We start from the raw sequence: 14018 nt of genomic DNA on the forward strand, positions 1-14018 counted from the left end.
AGTGGACGACTTGCCTGTGCGAATAACACATCCATGTGTCGAAAACAGCAGGACACGAAAACGACTAAAACGATCCCCCCACGCCTCACTGGGTCCAACCTAGATCATAAACAGCGTTGACGGTTAACAAAAAGCCAACAATGCCGACAATCCAGGCCGCAGCACGATGGGCGTGGTTCACCAGCCAGTTATCTATTTTAGCCAAAGGTTGTTTCAAAACAGGATAGGCCAACAATCGTCCTGCCAGCAAAACTAACGCAGGTAATATCATAACGAAGCAGTACCCCAATAACAGAATTCCCGAAGTAGGCCATGCGGGTCCTTCTGTAACCAAAAGGCTGATTGCTGCAAGATAAGGCAGCATCGTTCCCAGTTCAAGCACAACCGCGGTCAGGGCAAGCCCGATAAGCACAGTGATAGACATTTTGCTGGAAACCGCATCTCCCGTAATACGTCCCCTCCATTTTAAAATAAAACCCTGTCCACTTGCTGCACGCTCCGCAGCGCGAGCACGAGATTTCTTCGTATCCATGAGCTGGCTTATGATCATTAACAGTATTCCTGACACCAGCTGCCCTAACAGAAATGGTTTTGAATCAAGCAGAAGAGCATATCTGTCCAGAAATGCATCCGCTCCGAACATCATAATGAGACCTATACCAAAGTAACAACCAGAGACGGTGAATAAATAGATTAAAAATCGATCTACCCGAACACGCCGGGGTGTCATCAGCAGCCAGACAGGAACTAAGAGAGTGCCCAAACTGGTCGAATCAATGAGTGCCAGCAGTACAAGGGTAGACAGCAGTGCTGTCAATGTCATCGTGTTCCTCGCTCTCTTCTATAGTTTATAACCTTCCAAGTGTTCATCAGAGCACAGAAACCTGCCCGTGAAGTTACCCCGGTCCCAGATGAAACTTTTTCTCACATACTGCCTTCGGCTCACTCCCTCGTGACTTATGCGACGCGACTAACTCCCCATCATACAAAATAGAACAGCTGATCCAACCCTCATCGCCTTTTGTTCCTGCCTTGACGTGAGTAGAAATCAGAGGAATAAACGTATCTTTCGGGATAACAAATTTCTCTTGGTATGGGAGTTTAATGGTATCCCAACGGATGCTTTGCGGATTTTTTCGGGCATTGATATCTACCTCCAGATCAACTGCGGAATCATGATCACTTTCAACAAGCACTTCCACAGTTATTACATCCGATTCATGCGCTGCTGCTCTTTTGGACTCTTCACGCCCCGTTTCGTTCAATGGATCTTGTGACATTCCACAAGCGGACAGCAGCATCAGCAAACCAGCCAACAAGACGAAGAGCCACAGATTCTTATTTACAATCCCGCTTTTTCTATTCTGCTTCATGGATGCCCTCCTCTCTTTGTTTCAAAAAAAAGCCAATCATCTCATCCACATAAGACATGAATTCATGATCCATCCCCATAACTACAGGTTCAGCAGGATCTTTCGGTTTCATAAGTTCCCAATATTTATCGAGCAGTTTTTCATCACGCTCAAACAGCTCCAATACCATTTCGTACAATTCGGCAGCAAGGTTCTGTGCTTCTGGAGAATATGGTGATGAAGACATCATGCTTCGTATACGCTGGAACATGGTTAATAGCTTTTCGACTCGCGGATCGCTACTGCCAAGAACAGGCAGACGATTCAATATGTCGATTTCCCTTGATGTTAACTGCAAATCATCACTGAATTCGGGTCGTATAATCCCTTCGCTCAGCGGCCGATCTTGCATATTGGAAATAATCTGCAGTAATTCCTCAAGGTCATTCATTCCTTTTAGCTGCAGGCTTTGAATGGTTGATCTGAGATAATACTGCTTACGGCTTAACTCTTGCTTTTTTTGTTCAATAAGCTCTATTTGTTCGTGTAAAGAAGCGATCCAATTGTCATTTTCGCCCATATGGCGCTGGTTCTGTAACAGCTCTTTAATCTGTTCCAACGTATAACCGATGGATTTCAACAGAAGAACTTTTTGAAGGCGTAGAATCGCATGTTCATCATAGTAACGATACCCATTCTCTGTAATAAGTGTGGGGCGCAGCAATTCAATTTGTTCATAATAATGAAGTGTTCTCTTGCTGATATTAGTTCTTTTTGCCAATTCTCCAATAAGGATCATGTGTACCACTCCTCCTTTAAACATTATAAACAATAACGTATACGTTATTGTAAAGCCCCAATTGTTATTCTTCCGGTAAGCGACCAAAGCAGGTTGCTGAAAAAGAGTCTGTGGATATAAATTTTCAGGCAAATAAAAGAACACATAACGCCCCATCGCGGATGTGTTCTTTCTTGTTCATGTTACATGCTGTTCACTGAGTAATACCTCTCGTACTCTTTTGTCATGACGTACCTGTTAACTCCTTTAGCAGCCTGCACGGCTTTCGCAGCAAACTCTTCGGCACGTTCATGATGATGCAGCTTACGTTCAATTTCGGCTAGAAGAGCATATCGCATCCAGTCTTTTTTAATGGAACTCAAATGCGCTCTGGCCCGCTCGCTCTCCCCTTCCTCTACAAGTAAAAACGTTTCATAGTATGTACGGTAATCCGACCTGCGCATCTCGCGCAGCGATTTTCTCAAGGAAAAAAGATCCTTGCGATATGCACTGTAGGCTGCCTGATAGTTTGCTTTCGCAAACTTGCTGGTAGATGTACTGCTCATCAGCTTTTCCATTGTGCGCTCTACTTCCTCATCCAGCTGATTGGCGGTTGCATAGAAAATATAAATGTACGGCGTGTTCTCCCTTTTTCGTAAAAAAGCCTCCAACCGCTCCATTCGCGTCTCCCATGCCATTGGATAAAAAATATAAATGCTAAAAAAGAGAAGTACGGCGATAAGCGATGTGCCAGCGACTAAAAAAATCGACTGTTCATTTAACAACATCACAAGCGCATAAACAAAAACAGCCGTATAAAAAACGAATTCCCCCCTGCTCACTTCCGGCTTTCAGTCCTTTCCAACTGGAGTTCTCTTAGAATGAATGATGAAATTATTATTATACCAGAACTACAACCTCATTTTGGAAGAAGATTTGCAGCTTTAGTTCATATTGACATGTGAATCAATTACATATATAGTGTGAATTAGTTCACACCATCTTTGAAGGAGAGTCATTTATGCCGAAAAATTCGTTCTTTCGTTTAGATGAAGCAAGGCGTGAAGAAATATCTAACAGTGCTTTGCCTTTATTTGTTGATCACGTTTATGAGGATATAACGATGAAAATGATTTTCGACTGTTTGTCTATGCATCCCGGAACATTTTATCGATATTTCGAAGACAAAGATGATCTGTATTGTCTCCTCATACGGAATGTGACCCAGAAAAGAGCCGTATATTTTAATAACAGTAACGGAGATTTACTTAACCAGTTTTTCCTTACCAGCCTATTCGGTAACGTTAACAGCTTAATGACCGAGCCGCTGAATGAGTTGGAAATCAAACTTACTGAAACCTTTTTAACTATTCCGGAGCCCGTTCTGCTTAAAGTGTATCTTCATGTGCTAAAAGGTGAGTCATTCCCCTTAATCAAGGACATTTTACGCCGAATGAGAATTGATGGATACCTCCGGCCTGATCTAGACGACGACTTGATTTCTTTTATGTTTGAGTCCATGCAGTTTAATTTAGTCATGTTTTTCAGGGAATTCGATATTAAAGATCCCCTGCTGCAGCACAAGATTAGCAGATACTTTGCTGACTTCATGGGTCATGGGCTGCTTGAAGATCATCAATATGCTGCGATCGTTAGTGATCTCAAGACAAACAAGGAGTAGATCGGATCCACCGAAGACAGAAGTCACGTTACAGCGTTTTGAAAACGATTATATATCTCAGGGCAGTGTATTCATATTCACCACTTTGATGAGTTAAGGGGGAGAAGAATTTGCAGACATATGACGCATTTCCAGAGCCCATTGGCGGTTATAAGGTCGGCAGAACGCAAATAGACTTAGAATATACAGCATCCGACCACGCCAAAAGAGAACTAACGGCTTTTGTATACTATCCGTCCGACAGCAGCGAAGGTAAGGCGACATCCACATATATGTTTCCTGAAGTCTATGCAATGTTTAATGAGCAGCCGCTTGTCACTGCATATATTAAGGGTAATGATGTTTTCTCTATAGATATTAAGACCCGGTGTTACGATGACCTCGCTCTCTCGGGAAAGGAGCGGCGCTATCCGGTGTTATTTTATGTTTGCGGCGGGGGAGGTTGTCCAGAATGGGGTACTGTGATCTGTACAGACTTGGCGAGCATAGGATATGTTGTCATAAGTATCGGCCATCCGAACAGCACGATGTATAAGCGTAAAGATGGGCGCCTGTTCAACGTATCCAAGAATTTTTCGGACGTCATTATGGCCTTTTCTGAAGATCGGGAGATGCTGGCGTTGGCTAAAACGATGGAGATGCGGCCTGATGATGAAACGGCCATTGAGATGTGTCATAACGTGCTTAGCCTGCCGATCCTTGCCGAGTTAACAGAGTATAGTGCACTACAGGCAGAAGATGTAAGGTATGCTGCCGATTATCTTGACAAACTGGACGCGGGAGAGCTGCATTCTATCTTTAAAGGCAGACTGCTGCTTGACATCGGCATGGGTATCGTCGGACATTCGTATGGAGGACCTACAACAGCGATGGTTTGCCGGGACGATGACCGGTTCGCCTGCGGGATTGGTTTGGATAGCGGTGCGTTTGGCCTTCTGGGCAGCGACATTAAAAAACCCTTTATGCTGCTGTTTAGTGAACCGAACTATAACATGAATGCGATCATTGGTGTCAACAACAGCATGGAGACCTATTACTTCTCTGTAGATCGTGCTGCGCATTTAGATTACTGCGATATTATGTTTACCGGCGTTAATAAGGGACTCCGAGGTGCACGGGATGCTGTGGAAATGCGAAATCTGGTGACCGACTATACGAAAACCTTTTTTGATCATTACATACGGCAGAAGGATGCAGCTGTGGAACGTCTGGCATACGATGGCGTACACTTGGTCAAGAAAACCAGCAGCACATGAGAACACTTAAGCAGGAAAAGAAAGTTTGAATTATACAACAGAAGAAAGTTTGAGATAACAAGAGCCTGTATCACTTAGATACAAGCTCTTGTCTGTTTGTGTATTTTTACACAACATAAGCTTTAGACATCCTCACATGGACAATCTCGTCAAAAAATCCTCGATCTCATCCATATATCCGTCAGTTGTTATACTTCTGGGAGCCAAAAGAAAACGAAGCCCCATCTTCCACTCGGACCCGGCAATAGATGTGGGTAACATGGAATGTTCCGTCTGCTGGAACGTTTTCACACGAAGCAGATCAGACGGATGAATCTCTTGACGATAAATTCGTTCCGTGTCCTTAATATCAACATTCATATCATCTTCTCCCAGCATCAGCAGTACCGGACTTTTGAAATTGTAGTCCTGCTGTGCAGCAATATATAACCCTATACCTGTGAGTAACAATATGACAATGAATAATGAAATCCGTTTTTTCGTTTAAGCCTGTTCTGTTTTGACATCGCTGTCTCCTTTGCGGGTCATGTAGTTCCATTGATGCTCATACACTTCCCGCCTCTGGATTGGAGAGATGCGACAAAAGTTCATAATGAAGCTGGTCAGGCATGAACAGGGACAAATAGGATTTTTCCACCATGACCAGCGGCCCTGAACAGATGTATCCCATCTGATCAGCGTAAGCATAGAAATGCTGGATATGTGTCTTAAGGTGTTCTTCATTCTGGACCCAAAGACTGCGGGATACATATGAACCTGCGGGCAGCATCAGATCATACGCTGCTTTTTCTTTCCGAGTATACATACCTACGATGCCCGAGTCTTGATACACATAATGAATATCCGCTTCGAACAAATTAGAGATGCTGCTGCCGTGTTTCACGAGTTTCTGTGCACTCAGACTTTCAGGAACCTGCATTTCAAACCATAGGGTGAGAGGGACTTGTTCCCGCTGCACAATCACGTACATCTCTTCGTCCGGTTGAGGCATGTGGTTTTTCTCCTCCAGCAGCTTTTCAATAAAATGTTTGGTTTCCTGAAGCCGTTGAATTGCTGCCTCTGTGTCTGATAGCGCCTGACGAATGAGCGGGATAATCTGCTCCGCAGTCAGATGTGACAGACAATCTTTGATCATCTGCACGGACAGGCCCATCTTACGCAGCAGCAAAATATGAGCGAGCCGGTATACTTCATCCATTCCGTACATCCGGTATTGATTTTCACCTGTATATGCGGGCTGCAGCACACCTTTTTCCTCAAAATAACGAATCTGATGTACCGATACCTGCATCAGCTTGGCCAGCTCGCTAATTGTAATTTCATCCTTCATACCATCCATCTTCATCTCCACCTTCGCTGTTCTGCCTGTTTACAGCATATACCTTAGGTCGGACCTAAGGTCAAGTACCCTTTCATTTCATTCATTATGAACCAATGCATATGTACCAAAACAGCAAAAGAGCAGGTCAATACGTGACCTACCCATAACGTGTTATTTGTGTATAAAGTAAAGATCTGTACGACATTCCCTCATCTTCTGGACTGTATGTGTCCTCTACGCTGCGCGCTGATCAGCATCGGGACAGCTATGAGCAGACTAACGATAACAGGCACAATAGATGCTTCGAGTCCGAAGGTTCCACCAGTCAGCAAAGATGGTCCTGACAGCTGCACGTCAAAAAAACCTTGTGCGTCAATACCGGAGACCGGAATACCAAGCACTCCCTCAAGTGCATTCCAAGCAAAATGAAGTCCAATCACAAACCACAGATTACGCCGCCACAGAAACCCGGCTCCCAGCAGGATACCTGCCTCAATGACGATCGCGATTGAACTCCAGAGTGAGGCTCCGGGATTAGGCAGATGAGCCAGACCGAAAAAAATAGAAGTTGCCGCGAGTGCAATCCAGCTTCCGCCCCTCTTCTCTATGGCCTGCAGAAACAGGCCGCGAAATAACAATTCTTCCACAATGGCTGCAGCGATCGCGATAGCCAAAATAGAACTGACAGCATTCTCCGTGGACCATGTGAAGCTGTAACCGCCAAGCATCATGATGATCCCGACAGAAACAGCAATGAAGGCCAAACCGACTCCTGCACCTAACAACAACTCGGTCCCTGCCCGCCGAGGCTGCAGTTCCTCCACGCTGCGCACTGCGATGAATTTCATAACAAGCCCGTAAATTGCAATGGAAACGATACCTCCGGCAAGTGCCAGCATAATGGACAGGATGCCTTCCGAGTTAACCAACAGTCTTTGAGAGATGAATCCGGATATCCCCAATAGAACGCTGCCTGTAAACATCCATACGAGCGGGAACTGCATTACTTTTTTCACCTTAAGCTAACCTCCTTACATTATTGGACTAGTTACCCTTAGTATATATGTATGACGTGTTTAATGCTTTCAAGCTATGATCGGCAGTGTTTGCCATATTCCTGCATAGAAAAATGGTTGAGCTTGTGGGCCTCGCAGCGTTAAACGACAAAAAGCCGCTAAGGAGCGGCTTTTCATCGTAGAGCTAGGTTTTTGATTCTCCAATCATCTGCAGTTCAATTTGTTTCATCTCGTAAAAATAACCCTTTTGCTCCATCAATACCTTGAACGAGCCTGTTTCCACAACACGTCCCTGATCCATCACTATGATCTGATCCATATGTTCAAGGCCTGTCAGCCGATGACAGATAAGCAGCAGTGTATCTTCTGCCGCTTGTGCCAGCAGCTGCTGCAGTACACGCGCTTCTGTAACGTAATCCAGCGAAGAGGTAGGTTCGTCCAGCAGCCACAACCTTCCCCTGTGCAGCATCGCCCGAGCCAGGGCCAGACGCTGCTTCTCGCCGTCAGACAAATTTTCTCCCTTTTCATAGACGGTGTCGTTCAAGGATAGATTGAACAGCTGCACTTGGTGGAGCACATCTTCCAGTTCTGCGTCCATGTGCCCCTCCTCGCTGAGCAGCAGGTTATCCCGAATGGTTCCCCGGAAAAAATGACTTTGCTGCAGAACAACACGGGTATTTTGCCAAATGCTCTCTTCCTGGAGTTGTTTTATGGGAATGCCGTTAACTTGTATGCTGCCTGAAACGGGGCTGCGCAGTTTGAGCAGCACATCCATAATGGTTGATTTTCCAGAACCGCTCGGTCCGACAATTGCCGTTTTGGAACCAGAGGGGAAATGCACTGAAACGTCATTTAACGCGCGTCTCCATTCGTCTTCGTATTGGTAAGACACGTGAGACAGATCGATCGAAACGGCTTCTTCAGGCATAGGCACAAGCCCATGAGGCTGGTCGTTTTTTTCTTCAGACATCCGTACAGTTTCGTTCAACCGTTTGGCAGCATACTCGCTGTCCAGCTTATATGCAGGTAATACGGCCATGGCAGCTGATTCCTCAAATACCGTTTGTGCAGCCAATATTAACATTGCCAGATATACTCCGGCAAACACTCCATCTGCAATGAGAAAAGAACTGAGCAGCAGTACCCCCCATGTGACCAAATAGGTGACGAAAATATGCATGGATTGCCCACGCAGCAGTTGTCCGGCATCTCTCCGCTGCCTTGATGCAAGTGCAGCTGATGTCTGCTGCAGCTGCTGCTCCCGCTGTATCAATTGTCCGTATACTTTCAGATCACGGAAACCATATAACACCTCGGTCACTTCCGTAGACAGTGCCGCCCGCTGCTCGCGAACCTGCCCATTCATTTTACGCTGCTGCATCAGCACCAGAGCTGGCACGACAAATGCCGTAATCAGCATGCCAACGACGAGCAAGCACGCAATCCAGAACGAAAAAACAGCCGTAAAGATGACTGTACACAGAAATACCATTACAACCATCATTGGCGGATACGCAACACGCAAAAAATAATGCTGCAGGCTTTCTACATCGCCAACGATACGAGCTAGCAGATCTCCACTTCGGTTTTTGTTTAATATCCCCGGTGTGACAGGAATAAGCTTGGCAAAGTATGCGGTACGCAAACGGCTTAGAATTGAGAATGTCGCCCGGTGTGAAGCCAGCCGTTCTCCGTAACGGCTGGCCGCGCGCAGAAACCCGAGCAGTTTAACCATCGACGTAAGCACAATCAACGTGTACAGCGGGGGTGCAAACACAGTTTGAGAGATGAGATATCCGCTGGCAGAAAAAAGAGCAACACCTGCTGTACCAGCTGTAAATCCGCATAAAATGGAAAGCAGAATGTCCTTGCGTTCCTGCAGCATGGCTTTGGACAGAACAGCCAACTCTTTCATACAATCCCTCCTGTTCTCTGGACTTGTACCATCTCGGCATATGCAGGCAGACGCTCCAGCAGTTCCTGATGTGTTCCGGAATCTGCAAGCAGCCCATTCGCCATAAACAAAATCCGGTCGGCCTGCTGAATCGTATATAAACGATGAGCCACCGTGATCATTACTGCCTTTTGAGACAATGCAGCGATGGAACGCTGCAGAATCTGTTCAGTGTGCAGGTCAAGTCCAACCGTCGGTTCATCAAACAAAATGATGGCAGGCTGTTTCAGGAAAGCGCGAGCAAGCGCCAGCCGCTGCTTCTCACCGCCGGACAGCCCGCGCCCGCCTTCCCCTACTGGAGTATCCAATCCTTTTTCCAGCTGCGCAATAAGTGTCTGTAGTCCCGCTTGTTCAGCGGCTCGTTCTATATCCACACGCGACATGGTCTGTTCTGCGCCAATTGAAATATTGTCAGCGAGTGTACCCGCAAAAATATAAGGATGCTGTGTAATGTAACTGATCTGCCGGAACCAGTCGGCTTCATCGATTTGCGTCAGCGGTTTCCCGTTAATTAGAACGGAACCGGATGTCGGCTGCAGTAACCCGGAGATCAGGTGCAGTAATGTGGTTTTACCTGAACCGCTTTTGCCGACAATGGCTGTATGTTCTCCAGGTTTGATCGAGATCTGTTCCGCCGCAAGTTTAAATGAGCCGGGGGCATAATGAAACTTTATATTTTGCAGTTCGATGGAAGGCGGCGCTGTGGCACGAGTTATCGCATGATTAGCTGTTGCTTCTTTCGCAGCTTGTTCTTGAACTGACTTTCCTGTTTCTTCCTTCTCGCCATCATGATTTGCTGTACTCGTGGTATCCGCTTCTGCCAGCATCTGCTCCACCTTGCGCATGGCTCCCATGCTGGTTCGACCGCTGTGAAAAGCAGTCCCTGTATTTTTAAGCAGGTTGTAGAACTCGGGCACAAGCAGCAGCACCAGAAAAGCGGTATGGAATGTCATGGATTTATACACAAGCAGCTGAATGGCAAGCTCAAGCGCGACGATGCCGATGCTTAACATCACGATGGCTTCCAGCATAAATGTATTCGTAAAGGCAATCTTCAGAATACTCATCGTGGTATCCCGAAAACCCAGACTACTGCGTTCAATCTCCTGCTGCTGGCGGCTGGCTTTTCCAAATATTTTTAACGTAACGAGTCCTTGAAGCGAGTCCAGAAATGTTCCGGAGAACTCGGCCAACTGCGCGTATTTTTCTTCGGATTTGTTTTTGGTCTGCAGTCCGACCAGAATCATGAACAACGGGATAAACGGTGCTGTGCACAGCAAAATCCAGCCCGTGTTAGCATGCTGCATAAATGCAGCAGCCAGAATCATGATCGGAATGATCGATGCTTCCATCATGCGCGGCATGTACTGACTGAAATAACTGTCCGCTTCGTCCACCGCATCGAGAGCCACACTGACCTTACCTCCCGTCTGCCCCTGCAGCGACGAGAACATAGAGGTTCGGGTCAGATTCTGTAACACTACAGCCCGCATTTGGGTTTTGGCACGTGCGGCCATGTATATGCCAACGCTGCCGTTGGCATATGCTAACAGCGTACGTACAGCCATAACGGTCAGTAATATACCAAGCAGCAGCATGATCGATGTGAAAGATGCCTTTTCTACAAAAATGCGCTGCACAGCCTCAGCCATAAACACAGCCTGACTTATAACAGCTGCACCCAGGGCCAGTGAAAAGGCCATAAGGAGCACTCTGCTTTTCCGAAGCGAAGACATTTGCTGTTTAATCAGTTCCGACTTCCTTCTGCCAGGCGACTTCCCCTGCTGCTCGGGTTGCTGCTTCGTTTGTTCTTTTCGCTGCCTTTTCACGGGACAACCCTCCTTTTATTTGCTGCCTTTGACATAGTCCGCGTCAAACAGGAACAATCTGAACACAAGAATCAGAGAAGGAATCAGCAGGCATAGTCCTCCGATAAAGACAACGACAAGCGCGAAACCCATAGCTGGCGATGTGGCACTGCTCTGAATCGTAATGTATGGATCGAGAATGTAAGGATACTGACCGATCCCGTAAGCAAAAAAGGCACAGAAAAATTGAAGCATGATGCATATAAATGCAAGACCATAACGACGTCCGTTATACAGCAGCCACATGGCAGTCATGAAGAAGGCTACCGATAAAGCGAGCAGCCACCAGAGGTCCATCATATTTTGAAAATGGCGTTCGTTGTGCTGACCCAGATATATAAATGCTGTCAGTGCCAGAATAATCGTCGGTGTGCTCCAGAACAGGGAGTAATTACGCATAAGCTTCAATGCGCCCTTATCCTCTGCCCTCGAAGCGTAGAAGGTTAGAAACGATCCGCTGATAAACAAAACGGAGACAATCGCAAGACCAACGATGCTCCAGGATAGAGGATTGGTAAACAATGCCCAGTAATCCAGGGAAATCGTCTCTCCCTGCTTCAGGATGAACCCGCCCTCGGACAAAGTCAGGGCCACGGACAGAGATGCCGGAATCAGCAATCCTGCAGCTCCGTATAAAAACAGGTACACGATGTTATTCTTGGAACCGTAATTTTCAAAAGCATAGAACGAGCCCCGAATGGCAATCAGAATGACGGCAATACTTCCGGGAACAATAAGTGCCGCACCATAATAGGAAGCCGTATCCGGAAAAAATCCGATGATGCCAATATAGAAAAAGACAAAAAATACATTCGTAATCTCCCAGACGGGTGACAGATAGCGGGAGATCAAACGGTTAATTAGATGATCCTGTTTTGTCAGGCGTGCATAAAAGGCGAAAAATCCAGCCCCGAAATCAATCGAAGCGATGATTAAATATCCATACAGGAACAGCCAGAGTACCGAAATACCGATCAACTCATAACTCATTGGTTATGTCCTCCATTCCCTGCAGCTGCAGCCGTTCGATCTTCTCTGGACTTCAACCACTTTTCCAGCTCAACCTCAGCAGGATTGTTGTTGAACAGACGCTTCAACACAAGGACACAGATCACGCCGAGCACGATGTACAAGAGCAGGAAGACAAAAAATAAAATTCGGATACTCGGGGATGAAGTGGCTGCTTCTTCGACCCGCATGTATCCACGAATGATCCACGGCTGCCGACCGATCTCTGCATAGAACCAGCCCATCTCCACAGCTAGAAAGGCAAGCGGTGCGCTGACTGCAGCAAGGCGAAGCATCCACTTGTTGAGTGGATTACGTCTCTTCCAGAGTACAAACAGAAAATATAGACCGGATATGGCAAGCAGCGCGAATCCAATGCCGGCCATCAGATCGAATAAATAATGCACAAGCAGCGGAGGCTGCTCATCCGGCGGGAATTCGTTCAATCCGGTGACCTTGGCATTAAAATCTCCAAAGGCCAAAAAGCTGAGGATCTTGGGCAGATGCAGTGCACCTATAATCTCATGTTCCGCATTCAGCCATCCGAGCAGAATCAAATCTGCGCCGCTCTCCGTCTCAAAATGCCATTCGGCAGCAGCGAGCTTCTCCGGCTGGTGTTCAGCCAAAAATTTGGCGGATACATCACCAGCGAGTGTATTGAATAAACTGAATACCAACACGACGGCCATCATCAGATTTAGTCCTTTTTTGTGATAAGCGGATACTCCTCTTCTCAACATGGCCAGCGCAGCGATTCCGGCAAGCAGAGCCGCCCCTGTTAAGTAAGCCGAGCTTAATACATGGAACACCTTGGAGAATGTGGCTGTATTCAGCATGGCTTGTACAGGGTTTACCGCAGTAAATTGACCTGCCTGCATTACAAATCCTTCAGGCTGATTCATAAATCCGTTCACGGTTGTAATAAACACCGCTGACATCCCTGCTCCCGCAACTACAGGAATGGTCAGCAGCCAGTGAATGTACGGGTTTTTGAACCGATCCCATGTGTAAAGATAGATGCCCAGGAAAATGGCTTCAAAAAAGAACGCGAATACTTCCATGAAAAGCGGCAGTGCGATAACATTCCCAGCCAGCTTCATAAAGTTAGGCCACACCAGAGCAAGCTGCAGTGAGATCGCTGTACCGGTCACCACTCCAACAGCCACCGAGATGACAAAACCTCTTGACCACCTCTTCGCCATAAGTATGTAGTGGGGGTCCTTCTTCCGAATTCCGATAAACTCAGCAATGGCGATCATTAACGGAATCCCTACACCAAGCGTTGCAAAAATAACGTGAAATCCGAGTGTCAGACCTGTTACGAGCCTGCTCCATAAGACGGTATCGATTGCCATTTTATAATGCCTCCTCTCAAACTCCATTCATTGATTATGTTTCTTTGTATCATTTTTTAGGTCTTAACATGAGAAAAATTTCACAAAACAAATGACAACGATAGGCTGCCACTCGTTAAGCACATTTACTCCTTCTTTACTCCTTCAGATGTAAAGCGAAATCCAGCGCTGGATGCCTTATATTCTCTGATTGCGAAGCGCCTCTAGGATTGGCTCAGACCTGATATTCAAAATTATTATATCCTCAATTTTAATCAATTCAATCACTGACACGTCTTCGACCTTAAACGTTCAAGAAAGGCTCAACTCTTTCTGACAAGTTGGTGAAAAATATTAAAACCACCCTTTGGAGCTATTGATTTGCTGCACACTCACGTGTTAATAAGCTTCGCAGCCACATAAATAATCTTCATCGTTTTACCGTGAGTG

The 14018-nt window shown here is 46.3% G+C and carries 13 protein-coding genes; 2 read left to right on the plus strand and 11 right to left on the minus strand.

The features are described 5' to 3' along the window. Window positions 1–85: 85 nt before the first annotated feature. From ABXS70_RS11745 to ABXS70_RS11760, 4 genes are all read right to left on the minus strand, one after another. Complete coding sequence (locus ABXS70_RS11745; RefSeq protein ID WP_342556070.1) at window positions 86–823, minus strand: GAP family protein; 738 nt, start codon at window positions 821–823, stop codon at window positions 86–88. Between the two features lie 73 nt (window positions 824–896). Then, a complete protein-coding gene (locus ABXS70_RS11750) occupies window positions 897–1373 on the minus strand; it encodes a hypothetical protein (RefSeq protein ID WP_342556069.1) in 477 nt (158 codons plus the stop codon). Next, window positions 1360–2307: a MerR family transcriptional regulator gene (locus tag ABXS70_RS11755; RefSeq protein ID WP_342556068.1), complete on the minus strand. Its 948-nt coding sequence runs from the start codon at window positions 2305–2307 to the stop codon at window positions 1360–1362. The genes ABXS70_RS11750 and ABXS70_RS11755 overlap by 14 nt, the downstream gene beginning before the upstream one ends. 26 nt (window positions 2308–2333) lie before the next feature. Next, window positions 2334–2810, minus strand: coding sequence for a hypothetical protein (locus tag ABXS70_RS11760; RefSeq protein ID WP_366295960.1), 477 nt, complete (start codon window positions 2808–2810; stop codon window positions 2334–2336). A 341-nt stretch (window positions 2811–3151) separates the two neighbouring features. Here ABXS70_RS11760 and ABXS70_RS11765 point away from each other — a divergent pair, with 341 nt between their 5' ends. Then, complete coding sequence (locus ABXS70_RS11765; RefSeq protein ID WP_342556066.1) at window positions 3152–3811, plus strand: TetR/AcrR family transcriptional regulator; 660 nt, start codon at window positions 3152–3154, stop codon at window positions 3809–3811. Window positions 3812–3921: 110 nt separating this feature from the next. Further along, a complete protein-coding gene (locus ABXS70_RS11770; RefSeq protein ID WP_342556065.1) occupies window positions 3922–5067 on the plus strand; it encodes a choline esterase in 1146 nt (381 codons plus the stop codon). A 132-nt stretch (window positions 5068–5199) separates the two neighbouring features. On the opposite strand, the gene ABXS70_RS11775 is transcribed toward ABXS70_RS11770, so the two are convergent. The 7 genes from ABXS70_RS11775 to ABXS70_RS11805 all read right to left on the minus strand — a co-directional run bounded on the left by ABXS70_RS11775 (window position 5200) and on the right by ABXS70_RS11805 (window position 13589). Further along, window positions 5200–5427, minus strand: coding sequence for a hypothetical protein (locus ABXS70_RS11775; protein ID WP_342556064.1), 228 nt, complete (start codon window positions 5425–5427; stop codon window positions 5200–5202). A gap of 184 nt (window positions 5428–5611) precedes the next feature. Next, window positions 5612–6406 (minus strand): MerR family transcriptional regulator, encoded by a 795-nt coding sequence (locus ABXS70_RS11780; protein WP_342556063.1) that lies wholly within the window; start codon window positions 6404–6406, stop codon window positions 5612–5614. Between the two features lie 191 nt (window positions 6407–6597). Continuing rightward, window positions 6598–7404 (minus strand): type II CAAX endopeptidase family protein, encoded by an 807-nt coding sequence (locus ABXS70_RS11785; RefSeq protein ID WP_342556062.1) that lies wholly within the window; start codon window positions 7402–7404, stop codon window positions 6598–6600. A 184-nt stretch (window positions 7405–7588) separates the two neighbouring features. Next, a complete protein-coding gene (cydC, locus tag ABXS70_RS11790) occupies window positions 7589–9319 on the minus strand; it encodes a thiol reductant ABC exporter subunit CydC (RefSeq protein ID WP_366295963.1) in 1731 nt (576 codons plus the stop codon). Beyond that, window positions 9316–11094, minus strand: a complete 1779-nt coding sequence (gene cydD, locus ABXS70_RS11795) for a thiol reductant ABC exporter subunit CydD (RefSeq protein WP_366296622.1) — start codon at window positions 11092–11094, stop codon at window positions 9316–9318. Before cydD ends, cydC begins: the two co-directional genes overlap by 4 nt. 108 nt (window positions 11095–11202) lie before the next feature. Continuing rightward, window positions 11203–12216, minus strand: coding sequence for a cytochrome d ubiquinol oxidase subunit II (locus ABXS70_RS11800; protein WP_342556060.1), 1014 nt, complete (start codon window positions 12214–12216; stop codon window positions 11203–11205). Further along, complete coding sequence (locus ABXS70_RS11805) at window positions 12213–13589, minus strand: cytochrome ubiquinol oxidase subunit I (protein ID WP_342556059.1); 1377 nt, start codon at window positions 13587–13589, stop codon at window positions 12213–12215. The genes ABXS70_RS11800 and ABXS70_RS11805 overlap by 4 nt, the downstream gene beginning before the upstream one ends. Window positions 13590–14018 lie beyond the last annotated feature (429 nt).

Origin of the sequence: Paenibacillus sp. AN1007, from assembly GCF_040702995.1 — a bacterium.
GTDB lineage: Bacteria > Bacillota > Bacilli > Paenibacillales > Paenibacillaceae > Paenibacillus.